Source organism: Paraburkholderia caffeinilytica (assembly GCF_046030355.1).
Lineage (GTDB): Bacteria > Pseudomonadota > Gammaproteobacteria > Burkholderiales > Burkholderiaceae > Paraburkholderia > Paraburkholderia caffeinilytica_B.
In genome coordinates this window covers 21493-46672 of sequence record NZ_JAQQCQ010000018.1, presented here as the reverse complement: position 1 = coordinate 46672, position 25180 = coordinate 21493, and the positions used below count along the sequence as shown (strand labels likewise).

At 59.1% G+C, this 25180-nt stretch carries 37 protein-coding genes; 2 read left to right on the top strand and 35 right to left on the bottom strand.

The window, feature by feature from the left end; genetic code table 11:
* Positions 1 to 48: 48 nt before the first annotated feature.
* The 5 genes from msrQ to PQQ95_RS24745 form a co-directional block, all read right to left on the bottom strand.
* Positions 49 to 750 (bottom strand): protein-methionine-sulfoxide reductase heme-binding subunit MsrQ, encoded by a 702-nt coding sequence (msrQ, locus tag PQQ95_RS24765; RefSeq protein WP_408441799.1) that lies wholly within the window; start codon positions 748 to 750, stop codon positions 49 to 51.
* Positions 751 to 761: 11 nt separating this feature from the next.
* Positions 762 to 1757, bottom strand: a complete 996-nt coding sequence (msrP, locus tag PQQ95_RS24760; RefSeq protein ID WP_408441797.1) for a protein-methionine-sulfoxide reductase catalytic subunit MsrP — start codon at positions 1755 to 1757, stop codon at positions 762 to 764.
* Between the two features lie 198 nt (positions 1758 to 1955).
* A complete protein-coding gene (gene ccsB, locus PQQ95_RS24755) occupies positions 1956 to 3167 on the bottom strand; it encodes a c-type cytochrome biogenesis protein CcsB (protein ID WP_408441794.1) in 1212 nt (403 codons plus the stop codon).
* A 4-nt stretch (positions 3168 to 3171) separates the two neighbouring features.
* Positions 3172 to 5394, bottom strand: a complete 2223-nt coding sequence (locus PQQ95_RS24750; protein WP_408441791.1) for a cytochrome c biogenesis protein ResB — start codon at positions 5392 to 5394, stop codon at positions 3172 to 3174.
* A gap of 195 nt (positions 5395 to 5589) precedes the next feature.
* A complete protein-coding gene (locus PQQ95_RS24745; RefSeq protein ID WP_408441790.1) occupies positions 5590 to 6243 on the bottom strand; it encodes a c-type cytochrome in 654 nt (217 codons plus the stop codon).
* Positions 6244 to 6459: 216 nt separating this feature from the next.
* On the opposite strand from PQQ95_RS24745, the gene yihA reads away from it, so the two are divergent.
* Positions 6460 to 7113: a ribosome biogenesis GTP-binding protein YihA/YsxC gene (yihA, locus tag PQQ95_RS24740; protein WP_408441789.1), complete on the top strand. Its 654-nt coding sequence runs from the start codon at positions 6460 to 6462 to the stop codon at positions 7111 to 7113.
* Positions 7114 to 7364: 251 nt separating this feature from the next.
* Entirely contained in the window at positions 7365 to 8363 is a 999-nt protein-coding gene (hemB, locus tag PQQ95_RS24735) for a porphobilinogen synthase (RefSeq protein WP_408441787.1), read from the top strand.
* A gap of 173 nt (positions 8364 to 8536) precedes the next feature.
* Here the strand turns inward: hemB and dsbD are convergent, their stop codons facing one another.
* From dsbD to rplC, 30 genes are all read right to left on the bottom strand, one after another.
* Positions 8537 to 10411 (bottom strand): protein-disulfide reductase DsbD, encoded by a 1875-nt coding sequence (gene dsbD / locus PQQ95_RS24730; protein ID WP_408441784.1) that lies wholly within the window; start codon positions 10409 to 10411, stop codon positions 8537 to 8539.
* On the bottom strand, positions 10404 to 10736 hold the full coding sequence (gene cutA / locus PQQ95_RS24725) for a divalent-cation tolerance protein CutA (protein WP_408442055.1): 333 nt from the start codon (positions 10734 to 10736) through the stop codon (positions 10404 to 10406). Before cutA ends, dsbD begins: the two co-directional genes overlap by 8 nt.
* A 192-nt stretch (positions 10737 to 10928) precedes the next feature.
* On the bottom strand, positions 10929 to 11321 hold the full coding sequence (rplQ, locus tag PQQ95_RS24720) for a 50S ribosomal protein L17 (protein ID WP_006052227.1): 393 nt from the start codon (positions 11319 to 11321) through the stop codon (positions 10929 to 10931).
* 173 nt (positions 11322 to 11494) lie between these two features.
* The gene (locus PQQ95_RS24715) at positions 11495 to 12472 is read right to left on the bottom strand and encodes a DNA-directed RNA polymerase subunit alpha (RefSeq protein ID WP_006052226.1); all 978 of its coding nucleotides are present in this window, start codon (positions 12470 to 12472) and stop codon (positions 11495 to 11497) included.
* Positions 12473 to 12596: 124 nt separating this feature from the next.
* Positions 12597 to 13220 carry a 30S ribosomal protein S4 gene (rpsD, locus tag PQQ95_RS24710; protein WP_007180123.1) on the bottom strand — a complete coding sequence of 208 codons (624 nt, stop codon included), beginning with the start codon at positions 13218 to 13220 and terminating at the stop codon, positions 12597 to 12599.
* 156 nt (positions 13221 to 13376) lie between these two features.
* Positions 13377 to 13781 carry a 30S ribosomal protein S11 gene (gene rpsK / locus PQQ95_RS24705; protein ID WP_006052224.1) on the bottom strand — a complete coding sequence of 135 codons (405 nt, stop codon included), beginning with the start codon at positions 13779 to 13781 and terminating at the stop codon, positions 13377 to 13379.
* A gap of 28 nt (positions 13782 to 13809) precedes the next feature.
* The gene (rpsM, locus tag PQQ95_RS24700; protein ID WP_006052223.1) at positions 13810 to 14175 is read right to left on the bottom strand and encodes a 30S ribosomal protein S13; all 366 of its coding nucleotides are present in this window, start codon (positions 14173 to 14175) and stop codon (positions 13810 to 13812) included.
* Between the two features lie 41 nt (positions 14176 to 14216).
* Positions 14217 to 14333, bottom strand: a complete 117-nt coding sequence (gene rpmJ / locus PQQ95_RS24695; protein ID WP_004199844.1) for a 50S ribosomal protein L36 — start codon at positions 14331 to 14333, stop codon at positions 14217 to 14219.
* A gap of 20 nt (positions 14334 to 14353) precedes the next feature.
* A complete protein-coding gene (gene infA, locus PQQ95_RS24690) occupies positions 14354 to 14572 on the bottom strand; it encodes a translation initiation factor IF-1 (protein WP_004521905.1) in 219 nt (72 codons plus the stop codon).
* Positions 14573 to 14580: 8 nt separating this feature from the next.
* A complete protein-coding gene (gene secY / locus PQQ95_RS24685; protein WP_063497536.1) occupies positions 14581 to 15927 on the bottom strand; it encodes a preprotein translocase subunit SecY in 1347 nt (448 codons plus the stop codon).
* 46 nt (positions 15928 to 15973) lie between these two features.
* Positions 15974 to 16408, bottom strand: a complete 435-nt coding sequence (gene rplO, locus PQQ95_RS24680) for a 50S ribosomal protein L15 (protein WP_054036556.1) — start codon at positions 16406 to 16408, stop codon at positions 15974 to 15976.
* 29 nt (positions 16409 to 16437) lie between these two features.
* Positions 16438 to 16620: a 50S ribosomal protein L30 gene (rpmD, locus tag PQQ95_RS24675; RefSeq protein WP_028199571.1), complete on the bottom strand. Its 183-nt coding sequence runs from the start codon at positions 16618 to 16620 to the stop codon at positions 16438 to 16440.
* 10 nt (positions 16621 to 16630) lie between these two features.
* Complete coding sequence (rpsE, locus tag PQQ95_RS24670; protein WP_006052219.1) at positions 16631 to 17149, bottom strand: 30S ribosomal protein S5; 519 nt, start codon at positions 17147 to 17149, stop codon at positions 16631 to 16633.
* A gap of 14 nt (positions 17150 to 17163) precedes the next feature.
* Positions 17164 to 17529, bottom strand: a complete 366-nt coding sequence (rplR, locus tag PQQ95_RS24665) for a 50S ribosomal protein L18 (protein WP_006052218.1) — start codon at positions 17527 to 17529, stop codon at positions 17164 to 17166.
* A 12-nt stretch (positions 17530 to 17541) separates the two neighbouring features.
* Positions 17542 to 18072 carry a 50S ribosomal protein L6 gene (rplF, locus tag PQQ95_RS24660; RefSeq protein ID WP_028199570.1) on the bottom strand — a complete coding sequence of 177 codons (531 nt, stop codon included), beginning with the start codon at positions 18070 to 18072 and terminating at the stop codon, positions 17542 to 17544.
* A gap of 18 nt (positions 18073 to 18090) precedes the next feature.
* Positions 18091 to 18486, bottom strand: a complete 396-nt coding sequence (gene rpsH / locus PQQ95_RS24655) for a 30S ribosomal protein S8 (protein ID WP_006052216.1) — start codon at positions 18484 to 18486, stop codon at positions 18091 to 18093.
* 14 nt (positions 18487 to 18500) lie between these two features.
* Entirely contained in the window at positions 18501 to 18806 is a 306-nt protein-coding gene (gene rpsN, locus PQQ95_RS24650; RefSeq protein ID WP_006052215.1) for a 30S ribosomal protein S14, read from the bottom strand.
* 7 nt (positions 18807 to 18813) lie between these two features.
* A complete protein-coding gene (gene rplE / locus PQQ95_RS24645) occupies positions 18814 to 19353 on the bottom strand; it encodes a 50S ribosomal protein L5 (protein WP_006052214.1) in 540 nt (179 codons plus the stop codon).
* Between the two features lie 17 nt (positions 19354 to 19370).
* Positions 19371 to 19679 (bottom strand): 50S ribosomal protein L24, encoded by a 309-nt coding sequence (rplX, locus tag PQQ95_RS24640; RefSeq protein ID WP_028199569.1) that lies wholly within the window; start codon positions 19677 to 19679, stop codon positions 19371 to 19373.
* Between the two features lie 9 nt (positions 19680 to 19688).
* Positions 19689 to 20057 carry a 50S ribosomal protein L14 gene (gene rplN / locus PQQ95_RS24635; RefSeq protein ID WP_006052212.1) on the bottom strand — a complete coding sequence of 123 codons (369 nt, stop codon included), beginning with the start codon at positions 20055 to 20057 and terminating at the stop codon, positions 19689 to 19691.
* 290 nt (positions 20058 to 20347) lie between these two features.
* Complete coding sequence (gene rpsQ / locus PQQ95_RS24630; RefSeq protein WP_007180129.1) at positions 20348 to 20620, bottom strand: 30S ribosomal protein S17; 273 nt, start codon at positions 20618 to 20620, stop codon at positions 20348 to 20350.
* Entirely contained in the window at positions 20617 to 20811 is a 195-nt protein-coding gene (rpmC, locus tag PQQ95_RS24625; protein ID WP_007180130.1) for a 50S ribosomal protein L29, read from the bottom strand. The genes rpsQ and rpmC overlap by 4 nt, the downstream gene beginning before the upstream one ends.
* 10 nt (positions 20812 to 20821) lie before the next feature.
* Positions 20822 to 21238 carry a 50S ribosomal protein L16 gene (gene rplP / locus PQQ95_RS24620; protein WP_007180131.1) on the bottom strand — a complete coding sequence of 139 codons (417 nt, stop codon included), beginning with the start codon at positions 21236 to 21238 and terminating at the stop codon, positions 20822 to 20824.
* A gap of 2 nt (positions 21239 to 21240) precedes the next feature.
* A complete protein-coding gene (gene rpsC, locus PQQ95_RS24615; RefSeq protein ID WP_011490053.1) occupies positions 21241 to 22047 on the bottom strand; it encodes a 30S ribosomal protein S3 in 807 nt (268 codons plus the stop codon).
* An 11-nt stretch (positions 22048 to 22058) separates the two neighbouring features.
* A complete protein-coding gene (gene rplV / locus PQQ95_RS24610; RefSeq protein ID WP_197070230.1) occupies positions 22059 to 22391 on the bottom strand; it encodes a 50S ribosomal protein L22 in 333 nt (110 codons plus the stop codon).
* Positions 22392 to 22398: 7 nt separating this feature from the next.
* Positions 22399 to 22674: a 30S ribosomal protein S19 gene (gene rpsS, locus PQQ95_RS24605; protein WP_054036552.1), complete on the bottom strand. Its 276-nt coding sequence runs from the start codon at positions 22672 to 22674 to the stop codon at positions 22399 to 22401.
* A gap of 10 nt (positions 22675 to 22684) precedes the next feature.
* Positions 22685 to 23512, bottom strand: coding sequence for a 50S ribosomal protein L2 (gene rplB, locus PQQ95_RS24600; protein WP_028199568.1), 828 nt, complete (start codon positions 23510 to 23512; stop codon positions 22685 to 22687).
* Positions 23513 to 23514: 2 nt separating this feature from the next.
* The gene (gene rplW / locus PQQ95_RS24595; protein WP_007180135.1) at positions 23515 to 23829 is read right to left on the bottom strand and encodes a 50S ribosomal protein L23; all 315 of its coding nucleotides are present in this window, start codon (positions 23827 to 23829) and stop codon (positions 23515 to 23517) included.
* Positions 23826 to 24446, bottom strand: a complete 621-nt coding sequence (gene rplD, locus PQQ95_RS24590) for a 50S ribosomal protein L4 (RefSeq protein ID WP_007180136.1) — start codon at positions 24444 to 24446, stop codon at positions 23826 to 23828. The genes rplW and rplD overlap by 4 nt, the downstream gene beginning before the upstream one ends.
* A complete protein-coding gene (gene rplC / locus PQQ95_RS24585) occupies positions 24446 to 25105 on the bottom strand; it encodes a 50S ribosomal protein L3 (protein WP_007180137.1) in 660 nt (219 codons plus the stop codon). Before rplC ends, rplD begins: the two co-directional genes overlap by 1 nt.
* Positions 25106 to 25180 lie beyond the last annotated feature (75 nt).

Below are 25180 nucleotides of genomic sequence, written 5' to 3'. Positions count from 1 at the left end.
GATGCCGTAGCGGCATCGCCTTTTTCATTTGCGCGCTGTACCGGGTGGTCAGTGCGTCTTCACCCTCCGCTCACGCAGCCATACGAGCAAACGCCACCCCAGCAACGCGACCATGATTGCGCCGTAGATCTTCGGCAAAAGCAGATTGTGCTTGCCCGCCCTCATCCACCAGAAGTGCAGGATCGCGAGCGCGCCGATCGCATAGATCGCGCGATGCAGCGTCTGCCAGCGGCGTCCAAGTTTGCGCACCATCGCGCGCGGCGACGTAGCGGCCAGCGCGATCAGCAGCACGAACGCCGCGAAGCCCACAGTGATGAACGGCCGCTTGCCGATGTCCTTGAGAATCGCGGCAACATCGAACCACTTGTCGAACCACAGGTACGTGGTGAAGTGAAGCGTCGCGTAGAAGAAGGTATAGAGACCCAGCATCCGGCGAAACCTGGCCAATGCAGTCACGCCGGTCAGCCGACGCAACGGCGTCACTGCCAACGTGATGCAAAGAAAGACAAGCGTCCACAGACCCGTCGAGCGCGTGATGAACTCGATCGGATTCGCGCCCAGCCGATCCGTCATGCCGAACAGCACAATGCGCGCGAGCGGATACCATGCCGCGATAAACACCAGAACTTTGGCCGGCGCGATCCAGCGCGCGCCGCTTGCGGGGCGTTTGCTCGACGCCGACATCGGCGCCGTAGGGCGCGGCGTTGTGCGTGGGGTTTCGGTCACAGGTTGCGTGTCGGGGGAAGCCATGATTACGCTGCTCAAAAATTCTTCTTCAGATCCATGCCCTGATACAGCGACGCGACCTGATCGCCATAGCCGTTGAACATCAAGGTCTTGCGCTTGGGCGTGAAGAAACCATCTTCGCCGATACGCCGCTCGGTGGCCTGGCTCCAGCGCGGGTGATCGACATTCGGATTCACGTTCGAATAAAAACCGTATTCGTTTGATGCGTACGTATTCCAGCTGGTCGGCGGCTGCTTGTCGAGGAAACGGATTTTCACCAGCGACTTCGCGCTCTTGAAGCCGTATTTCCAGGGCACCACCACACGAATCGGTGCACCGTTCTGATTCGGCAATACCTGGCCATACAGGCCCATGGTCAGGAACGTCAGCGGATTCATCGCTTCGTCCATCCGCAGGCCTTCGGTGTATGGCCAGTCGAGTACCGGCGTCGACAGGCCTGGCATTTGCGACGGATCGGCGAGCGTGATGAACTGCACGTATTTGGCGTTGCCGGTCGGCTGCACGCGCTTGATCAACTCCGCGAGCGGCACGCCGATCCACGGAATCACCATCGACCAGCCTTCGACACATCGCAACCGGTACACGCGCTCCTCGAGCGGCGCGAGTTTCAGCAATTCGTCGATGTCGTAGACCTTCGGATTCTTGATTTCGCCCTCGACGCTCACCTTCCACGGATGCGGGCGCAACGTACCGGCGTTATGCGCCGGATCTGCCTTGTCGGTGCCGAACTCGTAGTAGTTGTTGTACGTGGTGATGTCCTTATACGGCGTGATCTTGTCGAGCGCGACGAACTTCGCGTTGGTCTTCGCCGCGAGCTTCTGCGCTTTCGGATCCGGCGACGAATACGCGGCCAGCGCTTCGCCATTCACGCCGACCAGACTGCCGAGCGCCAACGCGCCTGCGGCCCGCAACACGCGCCGCCGGTTCTCGAAAACACGCTGCGGCGTGATTTCGCTGCGCGCAATGTCATCGCCGATGAGTTGAGTTCTGTCGCTTCGCTTGATCCACATCGTGCTGCTCCTTGCCGGCCCATCGGGTTGTCTATCTTACGGGGCCATCTTGGTGATCGGCTCGTTTAGCCATTCGTCCAGCCATCCTTAGGTACTCCTGTAACGAACACCCTGGATGCAGCGAATATTCCGCCAGACGTAAAAAAACCGCCGGTGCGAAGCACGCGGCGGTTCTTGGTCGGGTCAGAACGGCAGAGCTTACAGCTTGCCGTAGCTATGCAGCCCCGACAGGAACATATTGACGCCGAGGAACGCGAAGGTCGTCACCAGCAGACCGGTCAGCGCCCACCATGCCGCCACCGCGCCGCGCAGGCCCTTCATCAGCCGCATATGCAACCACGCCGCATAGTTCAGCCACACGATCAGCGCCCACGTTTCCTTCGGGTCCCAGCTCCAGTAACCGCCCCACGCTTCAGCGGCCCACAGCGCGCCGAGGATCGTCGCGATCGTGAAGAATGCGAAACCGACGGCGATCGACTTGTACATCAGGTCGTCGAGCACATCGAGCGGCGGCAGGCGGTCCGCCAGCACGCCGCGCTCCTTCGCCAGATACGCGACCGCAACCATTGCCGACAGCGCAAAACTGCCATAACCGATGAAGTTAGCCGGCACGTGGATCTTCATCCACCAGCTCTGCAGCGCCGGCACGAGCGGCTGGATCTGCTGCGCGTCACGCGCGACCGAGTACCACATCAGAAAGCCGACCGCCGCGCTGATCACCAGCAACACGAATGCGCCGAGCGCACGCGTGTTGTAGTGCTGCTCGTAGTACAGATAGAACAGCGCGGTAATCAGGCTGAACAGCACGAACACTTCGTACAGGTTCGAGATTGGAATATGACCGACGTCCGCGCCGATCAGGTACGACTCGTACCAGCGCACCATCAGACCGACGAAGCCCATCACCACCGCGGCCCACGTCATTTTCGAGCCAATTGCAGCACCGGTCGGCGAACGCGACAGCAGGCCGATCCAGTAGAAAACGGTGGCAAAGACGAAGAGCGCGCTCATCCACAGAATCGCGGACTGGCTCGACAGGAAATATTTGAGGAAGAACGCGTTATCTGCGCGCGTCAGATCGCCGTGATAGATCTGGATTGCCAGCAGCGACAGCGCGGCGATACCCACCATCAGCGGGCGCACCGGCTTCCAGCGCCAGCCCAGCACGACGAACACCGGCACGGCCAGACACAGCACCAGTTTGTCGTAGTAATTCATGAACGGGTGATAGCGCGACAGCGCAAACCCCGCGCCCGCGACCATCACGATGGCGAACAGCCAGTCGACGATACCGAGCCGTTTCAGAAACGGTCGCTCGTCATACTGTGCGACGTTGAGTGCCTCGTTCGCGAACGACTTCTGCGGCCGCGAGGGTGAAGAGGAGGATGAGGAAACCTGAGTCAAGTCCATGTTCTTACCGGGTCGAATCTTGTGAGCGTGCGGACGGCGCGCCGGCTTGGCCGGGTTTGTCGGAAGCGCCGGCGTCGTCGGATGCTTCAGTGAGTTTGGCGCCCAACGCGGCGCCGACAGCGTCGCGCGTTTGAACGAACTCCTTTTCGAAATCGAGCGTTTTGCGTGCGCTCGACATCGCCATCACGACATTCGTGCCGTGATCGGTATCTTTAAGCCAGAACCAGAGGCGCCGTTCGCGGACGTAGAACATCGAAAAGATGCCTAACACGAGGAGCAGGCTGCCAAGATACACGACTTTTTTGCCCGGCGCGCGCGTCAACTGAAATACCGAAGCTTGCACCTGCTTGAATGAGTCAAGCTGTAAATAGACCGGCGATCCATACAAAAAGCTGTCGGATATCGCATTGATCGAGCTCTGGATAAAGCGGCTGGCGTCCGCATTGGCTTGTGCATCCGGCTCACCCAGCTGTTCGCGCGACAGTTGCCACAGATCCCACGTCGCGCCCTCCAGCATGCGCAGCAGCAGACCCGCAGCCTTTTCCTGCTCGCCCTTCGGCACCGAGTGGTCGATGAAACCGGCAATCGCCTGGAAGCCGCCGACCGTCTGGCCGTTCGGCATCTTGATACTGTTGTCCGCACCGGCAAACAGGGTCAGGACACGTAATGCGCTTTCTTCCAGGTGCTGCTGCAGTTCGGTATTCGAACCCGGCACCGAGCGCAGCGCGAAACGGTGAGCGGCCGCCGCGCGCATGGCCGGATCTTCGAGCGTGGCGCGCAGATTCATCCATTCCTTGACCGTACCGCCGGTGTCGGCGGGAATACGCAGGTAACGGAACGGATCGTCCGGATTCAGGCGCATGCCGGCGAGGAACATCTTTTCGCCCGCGACGTCAACCGGCAGCATGTAGTTGTTGTACTCACGCGCCTGGCCGTCCTTGTCGCGCACCTTGTACTGCACGGACGGACCGACGTTATGCAGATCGAGTGGTTTCGAGCTCTTGGCGCCGGAGCCGAGACGCTCGTCGAACGCTTCCTTCAGCGACCGATGCGCGGCGACGCCACGCGCGTCGTTCTGGCCGCTGCCATTGGAGACGTTTTCGACGTTGATCGCGCGGAAATCGGTGAATTCGACCGTCTGGCCGTCAGCCAGCGGCGTGGCCGTGCTCAACGGCGCATTGCCGCCGATCGTGCCGCCGAACGGCGCGGTCTTCGCGCTCGCGCCGGACATCGGGTACGCCGTCATCTGCATCTGCGAGCCGCCGTCCTGGAAGCTCGACTGATAGATCGACACGCCGTCGTAGGTGAATGGCTTGTTCACTTCGACGCGAGCCGGCACGCGCGCGCCCGTCTTATGGTCGATCACGACGATGTCGCTCGCGAACAGCTTCGGCATGCCGGTCGAGTAATAGTCGACGATGAACTTGTTCAGCTCGATCGAGAATGGCAGATCCTGGATCAGCGAGCCGTCCGGCTGGTTCAGAATCGCCGTCGACACATGCTGCCCTTCCGGCACCCACGCATAGCCGCGGAAAGTCGGGTTCGATTGCGACAGGCGATGTTCGGGAGGAATGTCGTTGATCACCGTATTGGCGCGGATCGGCGACTTGTCGAACAACCACATTTGCAGCTTGATCGGCAGATTGCTGTCGAGCAGCCCGCCCAGACAGATCACTACAATCGCAATGTGCGCGGAGATGTAGCCGAACTTGGTCAGTGCACCGCGCTTGGCGGCGATCAGCGTTGCACCGTCCGACTCGCGTGTGACGAACTTGTAGCCGAGCTTGGCCGAGAGTCTGGCGAGCACCGCCGAGGTTTGCGCGCGCGTACCGTGCACCGCGAACTCACCCTTATGATGGAACGCGCGCAGGCTGCCTTCGCGGACCTTGTCCTTCCAGCTCTTCGCGTCGGCGAGCATTTTCGGCGCGTTGCGGATCACGCACAGCGACACCGACACCATCAGGAAGCCGAGAATCAGCATGAACCACCATGAGCTGTACACCGTGTACAGGCTCAGCGAGCGGAAGATGTCCGCCCAGAAGGGGCCGAACTGATTGACGTAGTTGGGATACGGATCGTCCTGCGTAAGGACGGTGCCGATGATGCTGGCGATCGACAGGATCACGAGCAACGAGATCGCAAAGCGCATCGAACTCAGTACTTCGATGATGCTGCGCGTGATGCGATTGCCTGACTTCGACTGCAAACCCGACGTGGTGACGCTCATTCATACTCCGACTGAACAGCAAAAAAGGGTGAAGGGCTGTCGTAGATACGACACCCTCACCCTTTTCTTGTTTTGTACCGGCCTCGCCGGGCCGGTTGCTTGCGTGCGGACTCGTGAAAAACGAAGGGCCGCCCCAAGTTTTTCACCCCCCTCGGGGGGCCTGACGCAAAGCGACAGGTCTGGGGGCGGTCTATCTTAATGCAAGCCCGCGATGTAATCGGCTACAGCCTTGATCTCGCTGTCCGACAGACGCGATGCAATAGCGTGCATCGCCTCATTGTTGTTACGTGCGCCCGGGCCCTGCGTGAACGCGGTCAACTGCGCCACCGTGTATTCGGCCCACTGCCCTGACAGACGCGGATACTGCGACGGAATCCCCTGACCGGTCGGCCCGTGGCAGCTTGCGCATGCCGGGACGCCTTTGTCCGCAATGCCGCCGCGATAAATCTTCTGACCGAGCGGGACGGTGTCCTTGTTATGCGCGTAGCCTGGCTTCGGGGTCTGCGTCGAAAAATACGCCGCCACGTTGACTACGTCCTGATCGGACAGCGCCGCGGCCATGCCCGCCATGATCGCATTGTTGCGCGCGGGCTGCTTGGCGCCCGGCTGCGTTTTGAAATCCATCAGTTGCTTGACGAGATACTCGGGATGTTGCCCCGCCAGCTTCGGATACGCACCGCCAGCACTGTTGCCGTCTGCACCGTGACATGACGCGCAAACCTGCACCGCGATTGCCTGCCCCCGATTGACGTCCGGCTTTGCCGGATCTGCTGCTCGTGCCTGAATTGCCAAACCTGAAAGACCTGCCGCTACATGAAGCACCATCAGAGTCTTGCACAGTCGATTCATTCGCACACCCTGTCTCGTCTTGTGGGATTTTAGAGGTTTTGCAAGATACGACAGCGACTGAGTGACCACAAAGAGCCGCCAAGGCACGCGGGCTGGCCCCCTCAGGTTTTCAGTAAACCATCGTATTGTACAATAACTCGCTAATCGCTAAGACGCCAGTCGGGCTTGACCCGTCCCCACTCCGGGTTCCCCGGCGTCTCGAATACCGGCCTGATCATGTCCTTCCTGCTCCACCAATCCCGCTTTTTCACAACCGTCAATCACCTGCGTGACTTGCCGGCCACCGCGCAACCCGAGATCTGCTTTGCGGGACGCTCGAATGCGGGCAAGTCCACGGCCATCAATATTCTGTGCAATCAGAAGCGTCTGGCGTTCGCCAGTAAGACGCCTGGCCGCACCCAGCACATCAATTATTTCTCGGTGGGCAAGGAAGACGAGCCGACTGCGCATCTGGTCGACCTGCCGGGCTACGGTTATGCGGAAGTGCCGGGCGCAGCCAAGGCCCACTGGGAAGCGCTGCTCTCCACCTACCTGCAGTCGCGCTCGCAGCTGCGCGGCATGATCCTGATGATGGACTCGCGCCGTCCGCTGACGGATCTGGACCGGCGCATGATCGAGTGGTTCGCGCCGACCGGCAAGCCGATCCACACGCTGCTGACGAAGTGCGACAAATTGACGCGCCAGGAAAGCATCAACGCGTTGCGCGCAACGCAGAAAGGTTTGGCGGAATATCGGACCGCGGGCTACCAGGGCGAACTGACTGCGCAGCTGTTCTCGGCGCTCAAGCGCGTCGGGATCGACGAAGCGCACGAACTGATCGAAAGCTGGCTGATCCCCGCTGCGAAGGGCGAAGCAGACGCGCCGCAGTAACCGCACGGCGAGTACGAGCCCAGGCGAAAAACGCCATTCCGGCCGCCCATAAAAAAACCCGCCGCTTTAACGGCGGGTCAAACAGCCTAATCGAAAAAACGACAGGCACCCGCTCAGGGAGGAGAAGCGGGGAGGTCAGCGCAGGGCGCCTTGCTCGATCGGTATGATATACCATTGTCTCGAAAAGTTTCCGGGAGCGGAGGCAGGCGTTACTTGCCCACTCCACACATCCACGTTTCTTCGATTCGGTTATGAGCTTCTTTCCGCACTACCGTCCGCGCCGCATGCGCCGTGACGACTTCTCGCGCCGCCTGATGCGAGAAAACATCCTCACTACCTACGATCTGATTTATCCCGTGTTTATCGTCGAAGGCATCAACGTGCGGCAAGCCGTACCGTCGATGCCGGGCGTCGAGCGCGTGTCGGTGGATCTGCTGATGGGCGTGGCTGAGCAATGCGTCGAGCTGGGCGTGCCGGTACTCGCGCTCTTTCCGGCCATCGACCCTGCCTTGAAGACGCCTGATGGCCGCGAGGCGACCAACCCGGCCGGCCTGATTCCGCGTGCCGTTCGTGAACTGAAAAAGAATTTCCCCGACCTCGGCGTGCTGACCGACGTCGCGCTCGATCCGTATACGAGCCACGGTCAGGATGGCGTGCTCGATGAAGCGGGCTACGTGATCAATGACGAGACCGTAGAGATCCTCGTGGAACAGGCGCGTGTGCAAGCTGAAGCGGGCGTCGATATCGTTGCCCCCTCGGACATGATGGACGGCCGTATCGGCGCGATCCGCGAAATGCTCGAGAGCGAGGGCCATATCCATACGCGCATCATGGCTTACGCGGCCAAGTTCGCGTCGGCGTTTTACGGCCCGTTCCGCGATGCCGTCGGTTCCGCGACGAACCTCGGCAAGGGCAACAAGATGACCTACCAGATGGACCCGGCCAATTCGGATGAAGCGCTGCGCGAAGTGCAAGCGGACATCGAGGAAGGCGCGGACATGGTGATGGTCAAACCGGGCATGCCTTACCTGGACATCGTGCGTCGTGTGAAGGACGAGTTCAAGTTCCCGACCTACGTGTACCAGGTGAGTGGCGAATACGCGATGCTGAAGGCGGCCTCGCAAAATGGCTGGCTCGATCACGACAAGACGATGATGGAATCGCTGCTGGCGTTCAAGCGGGCAGGTGCAGACGGCGTGCTGACCTACTTCGCGCTGGATGCCGCGCGGATTTTGCGCTCACAGAAATGATTTGACGGGTCGCTTCGCCGGTGACGCTGGTCTTCTGAAAGACTTCGCCCCAAAAAAACGGAGGCACGACTTTAAGTCGTGCCTCCGTTTTTTATGCGCGTTTCTGGCGTGCGCCTTTTACCAGCGCATCAGTTCGGGTTTCTTTGCGGGCCCGGACAGATGACTGCGCTGCGTTACGCCCCGGGCGCGCTCGCGCGATCGAGAGTACGCAAAAACTTGTCCGCGGACTCGTAACCGACAACGCGCAGCACTTCCTTGCCACCTTGATCGAAGAAGATGATGCCGGGCGGCCCGAACAGGCTGAAGCGTTTGAGCAGCATCTGATCGTCGGCGTTATTCGCGGTGACGTCGGCGCGCAGCAGGTTCATCTGCTTCAACTTCGCCTGAACGCGCGGATCGCTGAACGTGAACTTCTCCATCTCTTTGCAGCTCACGCACCAGTCTGCGTAAAAGTCGAGCATAGCGGGCTGCGCAGCCGTTTTGACGGCCTCGTCGAGTTCGGTCGAGGAACGGACCGAAGCGAACGTCAGATCGCTCTGTGACGCTGTATTCGGCTTATTGGAGGCAACGGCTCCACTGGCGTCCTCACCGCCACGTGCGGCAAGGACCGCTAGCGGACGCAGAGGATCGGACGAACCCGCCGCCAGACCGACCAGCAGCACCGCCGCCCAGATTGCCAATGCCGCCCCGAGACCACGGCCAAGCCGGCGCCACACCGAAGCGCCCGCCGCTGGCGCCGAGAAAAGACCAAGTCCGGCGGCGGCGATCAGCAACCACAGCGCGCTCAACAACATTGTTGCGGTCGCACCGAGCACCGGCCAGACGATCCACAGGGCCGCAGCGAGCAGCACTACGCCGAAAAACACTTTGACGCCGTCCATCCATGCGCCGGCGCGTGGCAGCAAAGTACCGGCGCCAAGACCGATGATCAGGAGCGGCACGCCGAGCCCGAGTCCCATCGAGAACAGCGCCGCGCCGCCGAGCAACGCGTCTCCCGTATGCGCAATGAATGCTAGTACCGCAAAAAGCGGCGCAGTCATGCAGGCCCCGACTACCAGCGCGGACAAAGCGCCCATCACAGCCACGGCGGCAAACTTGCCGCCGGAACGTCCGGCCGACGCACGCGACACGCCGTCCTGCCAGCGCTGCGGCAACGCGATGTCGAAACCCGCGATCAGTGTCAGCGCGAAAACTGTCAGAAGTACGCCGAACGTACCCAGCACCCACGGATTCTGCAGCCATGCGCCGAGGCTTTGTCCGACGAGCGCTGCCGCAATGCCAAGCGCCGTGTACACGAGCGCCATACCAATCACGTACGCCAGCGACAACGCAAAGCCGCGGGCACGCGTCACCCGCGCACCTTCGCCGATGATGATCGCCGACAGGATTGGGATCATCGGATACGAGCACGGCAGCAGGCTGAGCACGGCGCCGGCTACGAAATAGAGCCCGATGATCGCAAAGAAGCCGCCACCTTGCAGCAGCGACTGCGCATAGTCGGCGCTGGTGGCGCGCTCGTACCACGGCGCGCCGGCTGCAGCGGATTGCTGCGTGGCCGCGGCAGTCGCCCCGCTACCGGCTGGCTGCAACGCCTCGCCAGTCACGTGGTACACGCGCTCCATGGGCGGATAACAGATGCCGGCGTCGGCGCAGCCTTGAGATGTGACAGCCAGGTCGAACGGCCCTTGGGCCTGTTTCACCGGGATGCGGATCGTCAGCTCATTGCGATACGTCTCGACGTTCTTGTTGAAGGTCTGATCGAACTTGACGTGACCGGCCGGCAATTGGGGCTCGCCAATCGTCGTCGTGCCGTTGCGGGTCGCGAACGCGAAGCGCTCGCGGTACATGTAGTAACCGTCCGCGATTTTGTAGGTGACGTCGACTTCGCCCGGCTTCTCGGTCGCGCTGAATTTGAAGGCGACGGCGGGATCGAGGAAATCGTCCGCAGCGTGGGCAAGCGTGCTGAACTGCGCGAAGATCAGGCAGCCAAGCAGGAAGAAGACTGCGCGCAACGCATGGCGCGCACGTCGATCGAGACCGTTAAACATGGAGAGGACGTTGGGTTTCAGCAGTGATCCACTGGCCGTACGCGGCCGATGCCGTGGCTTGCCACGAGAGGATTTCCGGCGTGTCGTAGGGATGGTGCGCCTGAATGTACTGCTCGAGCTCAAGCGCGCGGGCCGTGCTTGTCTTGAACAGCAATTGGATTTCCTGCGCCGATTCGATCGCGCCCTGCCAGTGATAGCTGGACTGCACAGTGCCCAATTGCGTGACGCAGGCGCATAGCCGCGAGGCCAGTGCATCCGCGGCGAGCTTCTGAGCAACGGCGGCGTCCGGTACCGTGGTCAGAATCAAGGTCACATTCAAGCTCACGCTCACAAGGGCTCCGGACAGGCACGATTCAAGTGCCAATATCGTATCACCTAGCCTTGCGGTGCCGCAGACGCCCGCACGGCAAGCATGCGGCATTTGGCCGCCGCGATCGACATGCCACATGTGAAATTCGCCGAGGGCAAACAAAAAAGCCAGGCTTCGCGCCTGGCTTTTTCTTCGATGCTAAAAAGCTTACTCAGCTTCTTGCACTTCAACTTCTTCGACTTCCGGACGGTCCAGCAATTCGACCAGTGCCATCGGTGCGTTGTCGCCGACGCGGAAGCCGAACTTCAGGACGCGCAGGTAGCCGCCCGGACGGGTAGCGTAACGCGGGCCGAGAACTTCGAACAGCTTCGTGACCGAGTCACGATCGCGCAGGCGGTTGAACGCCAGACGACGATTTGCCAGCGACGGCTTCTTGCCGAGCGTGATCAGCGGCTCGACGACTTTACGGAGTTCTTTCGCCTTCGGCAGCGTCGTCTTGATGACTTCGTGCTCGATCAACGAGTTGGACATGTTACGGAGCATTGCCAGACGGTGGCTGCTCGTGCGGTTCAGTTTCCGCAAACCATGACGGTGACGCATGTTAATTCCTTTGATTCAAAGTTTTGGTCCAGCTCTTCTATCGCGCTCGGCGAAACCGGAGGGTTTGCGAGGGCACGGGCCGGTAGTGAAAAAAGACAAGACGCGGATTTTAAAGGAAAATCCGCGTCTTTGCCAGTGCAGCGGCGGGTCTTATCCCGAGACTACTACTCGACTTATTTGTCCAAACCTGCCGGCGGCCAGTTTTCGAGTTTCATGCCGAGCGTCAAACCACGCGACGCCAGTACTTCCTTGATTTCGTTCAACGACTTGCGACCCAGATTCGGGGTCTTGAGCAACTCGTTTTCCGTGCGCTGGATCAGGTCGCCGATGTAGTAAATGTTCTCGGCCTTCAGGCAGTTCGCGGAACGAACCGTCAGTTCGAGATCATCAACCGGGCGCAGCAGGATCGGATCGATCTGCGGTGCACGCGACGGCGCTTCCGCCGTTGCTTCGGTGCCTTCCAGTGCAGCGAACACCGACAGTTGATCAACCAGAATACGCGCCGATTGACGGATCGCTTCTTCCGGCGAGATCACACCGTTGGTTTCGATGTTCATCACGAGCTTGTCGAGGTCGGTGCGCTGTTCGACGCGCGCGCTTTCAACGGCGTAGCTCACGCGGCGAACCGGCGAGAACGACGCGTCCAGCACGATACGGCCGATGATCTTGGCTGACTCTTCGCCGTAACGACGCACATTGCCCGGCACATAACCACGGCCCTTTTCGACCTTGATCTGCACGTCGAGCTTACCGCCCTTCGACAGATGCGCAATCACGTGATCCGGGTTGATCACTTCGCAATCGTGCGCGAGTTCGATGTCGCCAGCGGTGACAACGCCTTCACCTTCCTTGCGCAGCGTAACCGTCACTTCGTCACGGTTATGCAGCTTGAACACCACGCCCTTCAGGTTCAACAACAGGTTGACCACATCCTCTTGCACACCGTCGAGCGTCGAATACTCATGTACGACGCCTGCGATCGTCACTTCGGTCGGCGCGTAGCCGATCATTGACGACAGCAGCACGCGCCGAAGCGCGTTACCCAAGGTGTGGCCGTAACCGCGTTCAAACGGTTCCATGACCACTTTCGCGTGGCTCTCACCAAGCGATTCAACAGCGATGATCTTGGGCTTCAACAAACTGGTTTGCATAGGTTTTCCTTTTCAATACCCTCGGCTCGTTACACCGATAAGGCTGACCGGTAACAACCTGAAAATAAACAGCCGAGACGCCCCCTTGCGCAACGCAATCGGGGTGCCCCGGCCGTTAATCCGATTACCGCGAATACAATTCGACGATCAGGCTTTCGTTGATATCGCCAGCGATGTCGCTGCGTTCCGGCTTCTGCTTGAACGTACCTTCGAATTTCTTCGAATCGACAGCGACCCAGCTCGGCAGACCGCCTTGCTCGGCCAGCGACAGCGCTTCGAGAATACGCGCCTGCTTCTTCTTTTGTTCGCGCACTGCGACGACGTCGCCTGCCTTCACTTGCATCGACGGGATGTTCGACACCACGCCATTCACCGTGATCGCCTTGTGGCTCACGAGCTGACGCGCTTCAGCGCGCGTCGAGCCGAAACCCATGCGATACACGACGTTATCGAGACGCGATTCGAGCAATTGCAGCAGGTTTTCACCCGTGTTGCCCTTCAGGCGGTCAGCTTCAGCGAAGTAACGGCGGAATTGACGCTCGAGGACGCCGTAGATGCGCTTCACTTTTTGCTTTTCGCGCAGCTGCGTGCCGTAGTCGGACGTACGTGCACCCGACGTGCGGCCGTGTTGGCCAGGCTTGCTGTCAAGCTTGCACTTGTCAGCGAGCGAACGACGGGCGCTCTTCAGGAAGAGGTCAGTGCCTTCACGGCGGGACAGCTTGGCCTTAGGGCCGATATAACGTGCCACGTTGATTCCTTCTATGATTGATCACACGAATGCATGCACTCGCGCTAGTCCGAACCCTTTGGGTCGAACGGTGGGCTTAGTCAATTCAATAGCGCAAGCAGCCTGTGGTCGCCGGCTTGAACACCGGCGGCAACAGGCGCTAGCGAAAACAGCGTCTTAGATACGACGACGCTTCGGCGGACGGCAGCCGTTGTGCGGGACCGGGGTCACGTCGGAGATCGCGGTGATCTTGATGCCAAGACCATGCAACGCGCGCACCGCCGATTCGCGGCCAGGACCGGGGCCCTTGATACGCACTTCGAGGTTCTTCACGCCGTATTCCATCGCCACGCGGCCAGCCGATTCGGCTGCCACCTGGGCTGCAAACGGGGTCGATTTACGCGAACCCTTGAAGCCCTGACCACCCGACGTTGCCCAAGCAAGTGCATTGCCTTGACGATCGGTGATCGTGATGATGGTGTTGTTGAACGACGCGTGAACGTGAACCACGCCCTCGGCGACGTTCTTCTTGACCTTCTTGCGAACGCGTTGCGCCGCGGAGTTGTTCGAAGCCTTAGCCATTACGTTTTCCTGTAACTGTCAGTTCCGCTTACTTCTTCAGCGATTGCGCTGCACGACGCGGACCCTTGCGCGTACGGGCATTCGTACGCGTGCGTTGGCCACGCAGGGGCAGGCCCTTGCGATGACGCACGCCACGGTAGCAGCCGAGATCCATCAGGCGCTTGATGTTCATCGTCGTTTCACGGCGCAGATCGCCTTCAACGATGAACTTGCCGACTTCTTCACGCAGCTTTTCGAGGTCTGCGTCGTTCAGGTCCTTGACCTTCTTCGAAAATGCCACACCAGCAGCGACGCAGATGTCGCGCGAGCGCGTGCGGCCGATACCGTAAATTGCCGTCAGGCCGATTTCGGTATGCTGGTGATTCGGGATGTTAACCCCTGCGATACGAGCCATTGTTTTTCCTCAAACAAAAAGCGCAGCAAAAAGCGCGGCGTTCAGCCTTGACGCTGTTTGTGGCGCGGATCAGAGCTGCAAATCACGCGCACAACGCCTTTGCGCTTGATGATCTTGCAATTGCGGCAAATGCGCTTAACCGATGCCATCACTTTCATGATATTACCCTTTTTTCAAATCACTTCGCCCGGAACACGATCCGCGCACGCGACAGATCGTAAGGCGTCAATTCAACCGTCACCTTGTCGCCCGGCAGGATTCGGATGTAATGCATCCGCATCTTGCCGGATATGTGTCCCAATACGACATGGCCGTTTTCCAGCTTCACCCTAAAGGTAGCGTTAGGCAGGTTTTCGATGACTTCACCCTGCATCTGGATAACATCGTCTTTGGCCATAAGTCCTTTCAACGCATCGGGACGCCGCCGCCTTTGAAGTTAGCTTTCTTCAGCAGCGATTCATACTGTTGCGACATAACGTACGACTGCACCTGCGCCATGAAATCCATTGTGACGACGACAATGATCAGCAGCGACGTTCCACCAAAATAAAACGGCACGTTCCAGCGCAGTACCAAAAATTCAGGCAGCAGACAAACAAACACGATGTAGATCGCACCAGCCAGCGTCAGACGCGTCAGGATACGGTCGATGTATCGCGCCGTTTGATCGCCCGGGCGGATGCCTGGGACGAAAGCGCCACTCTTTTTCAGGTTGTCGGCCGTTTCCCTGCTGTTGAACACCAGTGCGGTGTAGAAGAAGCAGAAGAAGACGATCGCCAACGCGTACAGCAACACGTACACGGGTTGACCGGGCTTAAGGGCTTCGGCCACGTTGTGCAACGTGTCTGCGAACCAGCTGGTACGCGACCCCGAACTAAACCAGTTCAGGATGGTTGCCGGGAAGAGAATGATCGACGATGCAAAGATCGGCGGAATCACACCCGACATATTCAACTTCAGCGGCAGATGTGAAGACTGTCCGCCGTAAATCTTGTTACCGACTTGCCGCTTGGCGTAATTCACAAGAATCTTGCGCTGGCCGCGTTCGATGAACACCACCAGATACGTCACGCCGGCAATCAGCGCAACCACGATAATCGCCGAGATGATGCTCATCGAGCCGGTTCGCACCAGTTCGAAAAGACCACCGATTGCGTTCGGGAAGCCCGCCGCAATACCGCCGAAAATGATGATCGAGATACCGTTACCAAGCCCGCGTTCCGTGATCTGCTCACCCAGCCACATCAGGAACATCGTGCCGGTCACCAGCGTCACGACCGTGGTCAGCCGAAATACCATTCCCGGATCGATCACCAGGCCCGGCTGATTTTCCAGTGCGACAGCAATGCCGAATGCCTGGAACGTCGCCAGCAGGACCGTAAAGATACGCGTGTACTGCGTAATCTTCCGTTGACCCGCCTGCCCTTCCTTTTTCAACGCTTCCAGTTGCGGCGAGACAATCGCCAGCAACTGCATGATGATCGACGCCGAAATGTACGGCATGATCCCCAGCGCAAAAATCGTGAACCGCGAAAGTGCACCACCCGAGAACATGTTGAACATGCCAAGGATGCCGCCCGACTGGCTTTGGAACAACTTTGCCAGCTGGTCCGGGTCAATACCCGGCACCGGAATGTGCGCGCCGATTCGGTAGACGATCAACGCCAGCAGCAGGAATACTGCACGCCGACGCAGATCGCCAAACTTCGCCGCGCTGCGACCGGGTTTTGCGAGACTCGGACTGTTAGCCAAGTACCTTCTCCGATGCAAATGCTAGTGACGGCAAATAACTTGCGCGTTACTCGGCAAAAGAGCCGCCGGCCGCTTCAATAGCAGCGCGCGCACCCTTCGTCGCACCCAGACCCTTCACAACGATCTTGCGCTTAAGCTCGCCCGTCGCGATGATCTTGGCGCTCTTGATCAGCTCGCCGAGCAGGCCGGCTTGCTTCAGAGCCAACAGATCGATTTCGTCGACCGGCAGCTTTTCCAGATCAGAGAGACGCACTTCACCGACGAATTCCTTCGTCAGCGAGGTGAAGCCACGCTTCGGCAGGCGACGTTGCAGCGGCATTTGACCGCCTTCGAAGCCAACCTTGTGAAAGCCGCCCGAACGCGACTTCTGACCCTTGTGACCACGGCCAGCAGTCTTGCCCAGACCGGAGCCGATACCACGGCCGACGCGACGCTTAGCGTGCTTCGAGCCTTCAGCCGGCTTCAGGTTATTCAATTCCATTATCAACTCCTTGAGTCCTGGTCAGCCGCTTAGCCGATGACCTTAACGAGGTACGAAACCTTGTTGATCATGCCGCGCACAGCCGGCGTGTCCTGCAACTCGCTAACCGAATTGAGTCGGCGCAGACCCAGACCACGCACCGTTGCACGGTGCGTTTCACGGGTGCCGATCAGGCTCTTGACGAGCTGGACCTTGACAGTTTTATCAGACATGGTGTCCACCTTAGCCCAGAATATCTTCGACGGACTTGCCGCGCTTCGCCGCGATATCACCCGGCGTCGACTGCTTGCGCAGACCGTCGAGCGTTGCACGAACGAGGTTGTACGGGTTCGTCGAACCGTGGCTCTTGGCCACAACGTTCTGCACGCCCATCACGTCGAACACTGCGCGCATCGGACCGCCGGCGATCACACCGGTACCGTCCTTGGCCGGAGCCAGGAGGACCATCGATGCGCCGTGCTTACCGTGCACTTCGTGTTGCAGGGTACCGTTCTTAAGCGGCACCTTGAACATGTTGCGGCGAGCCTGTTCCATCGCCTTCTGAACAGCGACCGGCACTTCCTTCGCCTTGCCCTTGCCCATACCGACGCGGCCATCACCGTCGCCAACCACGGTCAGTGCGGCAAAACCGAGAATCCGGCCGCCCTTCACAACCTTGGTCACGCGGTTGACCGAAATCATCTTTTCGCGCAGGCCGTCGTCGCGTTCGTCAGCCTGAACTTTCGCTTGCATCTTTGCCATGACGAATTCTTCCCTTAGAACTTGAGTCCGGCTTCGCGCGCCGCATCAGCCAGCGCTTTCACGCGGCCGTGGTAACGGAAACCCGAACGGTCGAAGGCGACGGATTCGATGCCGGCAGCCTTAGCCTTTTCTGCAATGCGCTTACCGATCAGGGTCGCAGCAGCGACGTTACCGCCCTTGCCCGTCTGATCAGCCAGTTGCGCACGCACTTCGGCTTCGAGCGTCGACGCGCTGGCGAGCACCTTGGTGCCGCACGGCGAGAACACTTGCGCATAGATGTGCGTGTTCGTGCGATGCACGGCGAGACGCGCGACCTGCAGCTCAGCGATCTTGATACGCGTCTGACGAGCGCGGCGCAGGCGAGATTGAGTCTTATCCATGATTGCGCACCCTTACTTCTTCTTCGTTTCTTTGAGGATCACAACCTCATTGGCGTAACGCACACCCTTGCCCTTGTAGGGCTCCGGCGGGCGATAGCCGCGCACTTCTGCAGCGACCTGGCCAACTTGTTGCTTATTGATCCCCTTGATCACGATTTCGGTTTGCGTCGGGGTTTCAGCCTTGACACCTTCCGGCATCTGGTGCACCACGGGGTGCGAGAAACCCAGCGACAGGTTCAGCTTGTCGCCTTGCGCCTGTGCGCGGTAACCGACGCCAACCAGCGTCAGCTTGCGCTCGAAACCCTTCGTCACGCCGTTCACCATGTTCGCAACCAGTGCGCGCATCGTGCCCGACATCGCATTCGCTTCGCGGCTTTCGTCCACCGGCTCGAACTTCAGCGTGCCGTTGTCGTTCACCACCTTCACGAGGCTGTTTGCAGCCTGCGAAATCGTACCCAGCGGGCCCTTGACGGTAATGCGTTCGTCGCTCAGGGCCACTTCTGCGCCTTGCAGCGCGATCGGGCTTTTACCTACTCGAGACATGTTTCTCTCCTTTCGGCCTTAAGCGACGTAGCAGATGACTTCGCCGCCAACGCCCGTTGCACGCGCCTTGCGGTCCGTCATCACGCCCTTCGGCGTCGACACGATTGCCACGCCGAGGCCATTCATGACCACGGGGATGTCGTTACGGCCGCGGTACACACGCAGACCAGGCTTCGAAACGCGTTCAATGCGTTCGATCACCGGACGGCCAGCGTAGTACTTCAACACGATGTTCAATTCAGACTTCGCACCTTCGGACTTCACTGCGAAATCATCGATATAGCCTTCGTCCTTCAGGACCTGCGCAATCGCAACCTTGACTTTCGACGAGGGCATTGTCACCGAAACTTTCTCAACCATCTGCGCATTGCGGATGCGAGTCAGCATATCGGCGATAGGATCACTCATGCTCATTTACGTTTCTCCTATTACCAGCTCGCCTTGGTCAGGCCAGGGATCTCGCCGCGGAACGCGATTTCGCGAATCTTGTTACGCGCCAGCCCGAATTTACGGAACGTGCCACGCGGGCGACCGGTAATTGCGCAACGATTGCGCTTACGGGTCGGGTTAGAGTTGCGCGGCAGTTGTTGCAGTTCCAGACGTGCTGCGTAATGCTCTTCGTCCGACTTGCTCATATCGCCGATAATCGCTTTCAGCTCAGCACGCTTGGGAGCGTACTTAGCGGCCAGGCGAGCACGCTTCTTTTCACGTTCGATCAGTGCCAGTTTAGCCACGGTAACCTCAGTTTCTGAACGGGAACTTGAAGCTGGCGAGCAGAGCCTTTGCTTCGTCGTCGGTCTTCGCAGTTGTCGTGATGCTGATGTTCAGCCCACGCAGTGCGTCGATCTTGTCGTAGTCGATTTCGGGGAAAATGATCTGCTCTTTCACACCGATGTTGTAGTTGCCGCGACCATCGAACGCACGACCCGACACGCCACGGAAGTCACGCACACGGGGGAGCGCAACCGTCACGAAACGGTCCAGAAATTCGTACATTGCCTGACCACGCAACGTGACCATTGCACCGATCGGATAGCCCTGACGGATCTTGAAGCCAGCGATTGCCTTGCGTGCCTTCGTGATCACCGGCTTCTGGCCTGCGATCTTCGTCAGGTCGCCAACGGCGTTTTCGATGATCTTCTTGTCAGCAACCGCTTCGCCAAGGCCCATGTTCAGGGTGATCTTGGTGATGCGCGGCACTTCCATCACGGACTTGTAACCGAACTTCTCGATGAGGCCGGGTACAACCTTCTCTTTGTAAAACTCTTGCAAACGAGCCATTTTTTTACTCCGCAGCGTCAGGCGCTCAGCACAGCACCGGTCGTTTTAAGGAAACGGACCTTCTTGTCTCCCTCGACCTTGATGCCTACACGCGACGCCTTGCCATTCGCGTCGACCAATGCGACGTTCGAAATTTGCAGCGGCATCGTCTTGGCTTCCACGCCACCCGTCGTACCCTTCATCGGGTTCGGCTTGACGTGCTTCTTGACGAGGTTGATGCCCTCGACAATGACCTTGTCTTCGCCAACGGACAGCACGACGCCGCGCTTGCCTTTATCTTTGCCGGTGATGACGATTACTTCGTCACCTTTGCGAATCTTGTTCATCGCGACTCCTTACAGCACTTCAGGTGCCAACGAAACGATCTTCATGAATCGTTCGCTGCGCAACTCGCGCGTAACAGGCCCGAAAATACGGGTGCCAATAGGTTCGAGCTTGGCATTCAACAGCACTGCAGCATTGCCATCGAACTTGATCAGCGAGCCGTCCTGACGGCGCACGCCCTTGGCGGTGCGAACCACCACGGCGTTGTAAATTTCGCCTTTCTTCACGCGCCCGCGCGGCGTTGCTTCTTTGACGGTCACCTTGATGATGTCGCCAATGCTGGCATAACGACGCTTCGAGCCGCCGAGAACCTTGATGCACATGACTTCACGCGCACCGGTGTTGTCGGCCACTTCAAGCCGAGTTTCGGTCTGGATCATGGTTTATCTATCCCAACTTAATCCGGTCACACCACCATGGCGTACCCGGTCAGTCTTGGTCCCGTCAGCCAATCGGCTGCTTGGGTATGAACAGCAGCGACGGCAAACGAAACCCGCCATCGCAATCCGGTGAATCCTTCGGAACAGACTGGCGCCTGAACCGCTTCCCCCACCAACTTCGCCCGCGACGGGGCTCCCATAAAAGAGGGAAGACCGAGATTATAACAAATAATCTCGGTCTTGCAAGCGAAACTTACTGCGATTTCAACTACTTCTACAACTTTGCGGCGTCAGATGACGCGAGCAGCCTCGACCAGGCGAGCCACAACCCAAGCTTTCGTCTTCGAAATCGGACGCGTTTCCTGGATTTCAACGAGGTCACCCTCGTTGTACGTGTTCGCATCGTCGTGCGCGTGGTACTTCTTCGAACGCACAACGTACTTGCCGTAGATCGGGTGCTTCACGCGGTGCTCAACCAGCACGGTGACCGTCTTGTCCATCTTGTTGCTGACGACCTTGCCGACCAGCGTCCGCTTGAGCGAGGTTTTTACGCTATCGTTCATTTCTGGTTCGCCTTCTCAGTCAGGACGGTCCGCACACGTGCGATGTCGCGACGAACCTTCTTCAGCTGGCTCGTGTTCGTGAGCTGCTGGGTCGCGAGTTGCATGCGCAGGCCGAATTGCGCCTTCAACAGGTCCGACAGCTCCTTGTTGAGCGCGGCCTGATCTTTCTGGTGAAGTTCGGAAGCCTTCATCATTTGCTCCTTAGGCGCCGAGCTGACGCACGATAAACGTCGTCTTGAGCGGCAGCTTAGCTGCAGCCAGACGGAACGCTTCGCGTGCCAGCTCTTCGGTTACGCCGTCCATTTCGTACAGCATCTTGCCCGGTTGAATCTCTGCGACGTAGTACTCAGGGTTACCTTTACCGTTACCCATACGTACTTCAGCCGGCTTGTGCGAGATCGGCTTGTCCGGGAAGATGCGGATCCAGATGCGGCCACCACGCTTGATGTGACGCGTCATTGCACGACGTGCCGCTTCAATCTGGCGCGCGGTCAGACGACCACGACCGATAGCCTTCAGGCCGAACTCACCGAACGACACCGCGTTGCCGCGGGTAGCGATACCGGTGTTACGACCCTTCTGCTCTTTGCGATACTTTCTGCGTTTCGGTTGCAGCATCGTTATTCTCCAGTCTTCCCGCCGTCGCCGGCACCGCCAGCACGACGAGGAGCGCCACGGCGTGCACCTGCCGGGCCACCACCTTCACCATCGCGACGCGGACGGCGATCGCCACCCGGACGTGCGTTACGGCGCGGACGCTTTTCTTCGGCGACTTCTTCAACCACCGGTGCGTCGTTGCGGCCGAGCGTGTCGCCCTTGTAGACCCACACCTTCACGCCGATGATGCCGTACGTCGTCTTCGCTTCCGACGTTGCGTAGTCGATATCAGCACGCAGCGTATGAAGGGGCACGCGACCTTCGCGATACCATTCCGTACGAGCGATTTCGATACCGTTCAGGCGGCCAGCGCTCATGATCTTGATGCCTTGAGCACCCAGACGCATTGCGTTTTGCATCGCACGCTTCATCGCGCGGCGGAACATAATCCGGCGCTCGAGCTGTTGCGTGATCGAATCCGCGATCAGTTGCGCATCGGTTTCCGGCTTACGGATTTCTTCGATGTTGACGTGGACCGGAACGCCCATGCGGCGTTGCAGTTCCGACTTCAGCAGCTCGATATCCTCGCCCTTCTTACCGATGACGACACCCGGACGCGAGCTATAAATCGTGATGCGCGCGTTTTTCGCCGGACGCTCGATAACGACGCGACCAACCGAAGCGTTTTTCAGCTTCTTCTTCAGGTATTCACGAACACCGATGTCTTCCTGCAACATCGCCGCGAAATTGTTGTTGTTCGCGTACCAACGCGACGCCCAATTGCGGCTGACGGCCAAACGGAAGCCAGTCGGATGAATTTTCTGTCCCATCGTATGACCCCTTAATTCCCGACCGTCACAGTGATGTGACAGGATTGCTTCTCGATGCGGTTACCGCGACCTTTAGCGCGCGCAGTAAAACGCTTGAGCGATGCAGCCTTGTCGACCATGATGCTCGTTACCTTGAGCTCGTCGATATCGGCGCCTTCGTTATGCTCCGCATTCGCGATCGCCGACAGCACGACCTTTTTCACGATTCCCGCAGCCTTCTTCGGCGAAAACGTCAGAACGTTCAGCGCCTTGTCGACCGGCAAACCGCGGATCTGGTCAGCCACAAGGCGCGTCTTCTGCGCCGAGATGCGGGCACCGCGATGAATTGCTTTCACTTCCATCATGAGCCCCTTATTTCTTAGCCTTCTTGTCGGCTGCGTGACCCTTGAACGTCCGGGTCAATGCAAACTCGCCAAGCTTGTGGCCGACCATGTTTTCCGAGATGTACACCGGAACGTGTTGACGGCCGTTATGCACAGCAATCGTCAAACCGATGAAATCCGGCAGAATCGTCGAACGACGCGACCAGGTTTTGATCGGCTTCTTATCACGCGCAGCAGCTGCCGACTCAACTTTCTTCAGCAAATGGGCGTCGCAGAACGGACCTTTTTTTACAGAACGTGCCATTGCCTACTCCTTAACGCTTGTGACGGCGCTGGACGATCATGCTCGTCGTGCGCTTGTTGCTGCGGGTGCGATAACCCTTAGCAGGCGTGCCCCACGGGCTCACCGGATCGCGACCTGCAGCCGTCTTGCCTTCACCACCGCCGTGCGGGTGATCGACCGGGTTCATTGCAACGCCACGCACCGTCGGGCGGATACCGCGCCAGCGATTCGCGCCAGCCTTACCGATTTGACGGAGGCTATGCTCTTCGTTGCCAACTTCACCAATCGTCGCGCGGCATTCAACGTGAACGCGGCGGATTTCACCCGAGCGCAGGCGGACCTGTGCGTAGATGCCTTCACGAGCCAGCAACATCGCCGACGTACCAGCCGAACGCGCCATTTGCGCGCCCTTGCCCGGCAACATTTCGATGCAGTGGATCGTCGTACCGACCGGAATGTTGCGGATCGGCAGCGTGTTACCTGCGCGGATCGGAGCTTCCGAACCCGACATCAGTTGCTGGCCAACCGTCACACCCTTCGGAGCGATGATGTACTTGCGCTCGCCGTCTGCGTACAGAACCAGCGCGATGTTTGCGCTACGGTTCGGATCGTACTCAAGACGTTCGACCTTTGCCGGAATGCCGTCCTTGTTGCGACGGAAATCGACGACACGGTAATGATGCTTATGACCACCACCCTTATGACGCGTGGTGATGTGACCGTTGTTATTACGGCCGGCGGTCGAGGATTGCGAATCGAGCAGCGGTGCGTACGGCTTGCCCTTATGCAGATCCTTGTTGACCACCTTGACCATCGCACGGCGACCCGGCGAAGTCGGCTTAACTTTAACGATTGCCATGATTACTTGGCCTCCGCTTCAAAGTTGATTTCCTGGCCGGGCTTCAGGCAGACGTACGCCTTCTTCACATCCTTGCGCTTGCCCATGAAGCGGCCAAAGCGCTTGGCTTTGCCCTTCGAGACCAGCACGTTGACGGAATTGACTTCCACCTTGAACAGCAGCTCGACTGCAGCCTTCACTTCCTGCTTCGTGGCATCGGGCGCGACTTCGAACACAACCTGCTCGTTCTTGTCGGCCACCAGCGTCGCCTTTTCGGAGATCACCGGCGCGAGCAGGACCTGCATCAAACGATGATCGTTTTTGCGAATCTCGCTCATGACAGCAACTCCTCGATCTGGGCGACCGCAGCCTTCGTGATCAGGATCTTCTTGAAGTAGATCAGCGACAGCGGGTCGGCGTAACGCGGCTCGACAACTGCCACATGGGCGAGGTTGCGCGACGCGAGGTACAGGTTTTCGTCAACCGTGTCGGTAATCACCAGCACGGAGTCGAGACCCATCGCCTTGAATTTTTCGGCCAGCAGCTTCGTCTTCGGCGCTTCGAGCGTCAGCTCGTCGACCACCGAGATACGGCCTTCGCGGGCCAGCTGCGAGAAGATCGAGCAGAGACCTGCGCGATGCATCTTCTTGTTAACCTTGTGCGAAAAGTTTTCTTCCGGCGAATTCGGGAAGATCCGGCCACCGCCGCGCCACAACGGGCTCGACGACATACCGGCACGGGCGCGGCCCGTACCCTTTTGGCGCCACGGCTTCTTGGTCGTGTGCTTGACTTGCTCACGGTCCTTCTGCGCGCGGTTGCCGCTACGGGCATTCGCTTGATACGCCACCACGACCTGGTGAATCAGGGCTTCGTTGTAATCGCGACCGAACACTACGTCCGACGCGCTAACGCCTGCACCTTCCTGACCATTGGCATTCAGGAGCTTAAGTTCCATTATTTCGCTCCTTTCACGGCACGCGTCTTCACGGCCGGCGTAACGAATACCTTGCCACCCTTCGCACCCGGAACGGCGCCCTTGACCAGCAACAACTTGCGGTCAGCGTCGATACGAGCGATTTCGAGGTTTTGCACGGTTACCGTATCGTCACCCATGTGACCGGTCATGCGCTTACCCGGGAAAACACGACCCGGATCCTGCGCCATACCGATCGAACCCGGCACGTTGTGCGAGCGCGAGTTACCGTGCGATGCACGGCCGGATGCGAAGTTGTAACGCTTGATGGTACCGGCGTAGCCCTTACCGATCGACACGCCTTGCACGTCGACCTTCTGGCCTACTTCGAACAGGTCGGGACCGACCACGGTGCCGTTCGACAACTCGGCAGCCTTGGCAGCATCGATCTGGAATTCTTTGAGGATTTCACCGGCTTGAACACCGGCTTTGGCGAGATGACCGGCCAACGGCTTCGTCACACGCGATGCACGGCGCGTACCGAATGCAACCTGCACGGCGGTATAGCCGTCGGTTTCAACAGTCTTGATCTGCGTCACGCGGTTGTCGGACACGTCCAGCACGGTAACGGGAATCGAATCCCCTTCTGCCGTGAAGATACGGGTCATGCCAACCTTGCGACCTACGAGTCCAAGGCTCATCGTTTTCTCCATTCCCGACTGCGATTGGTCGGGGCTAATTTACAAAATGCCGGTGCCGTTTCGGACATGAATTCA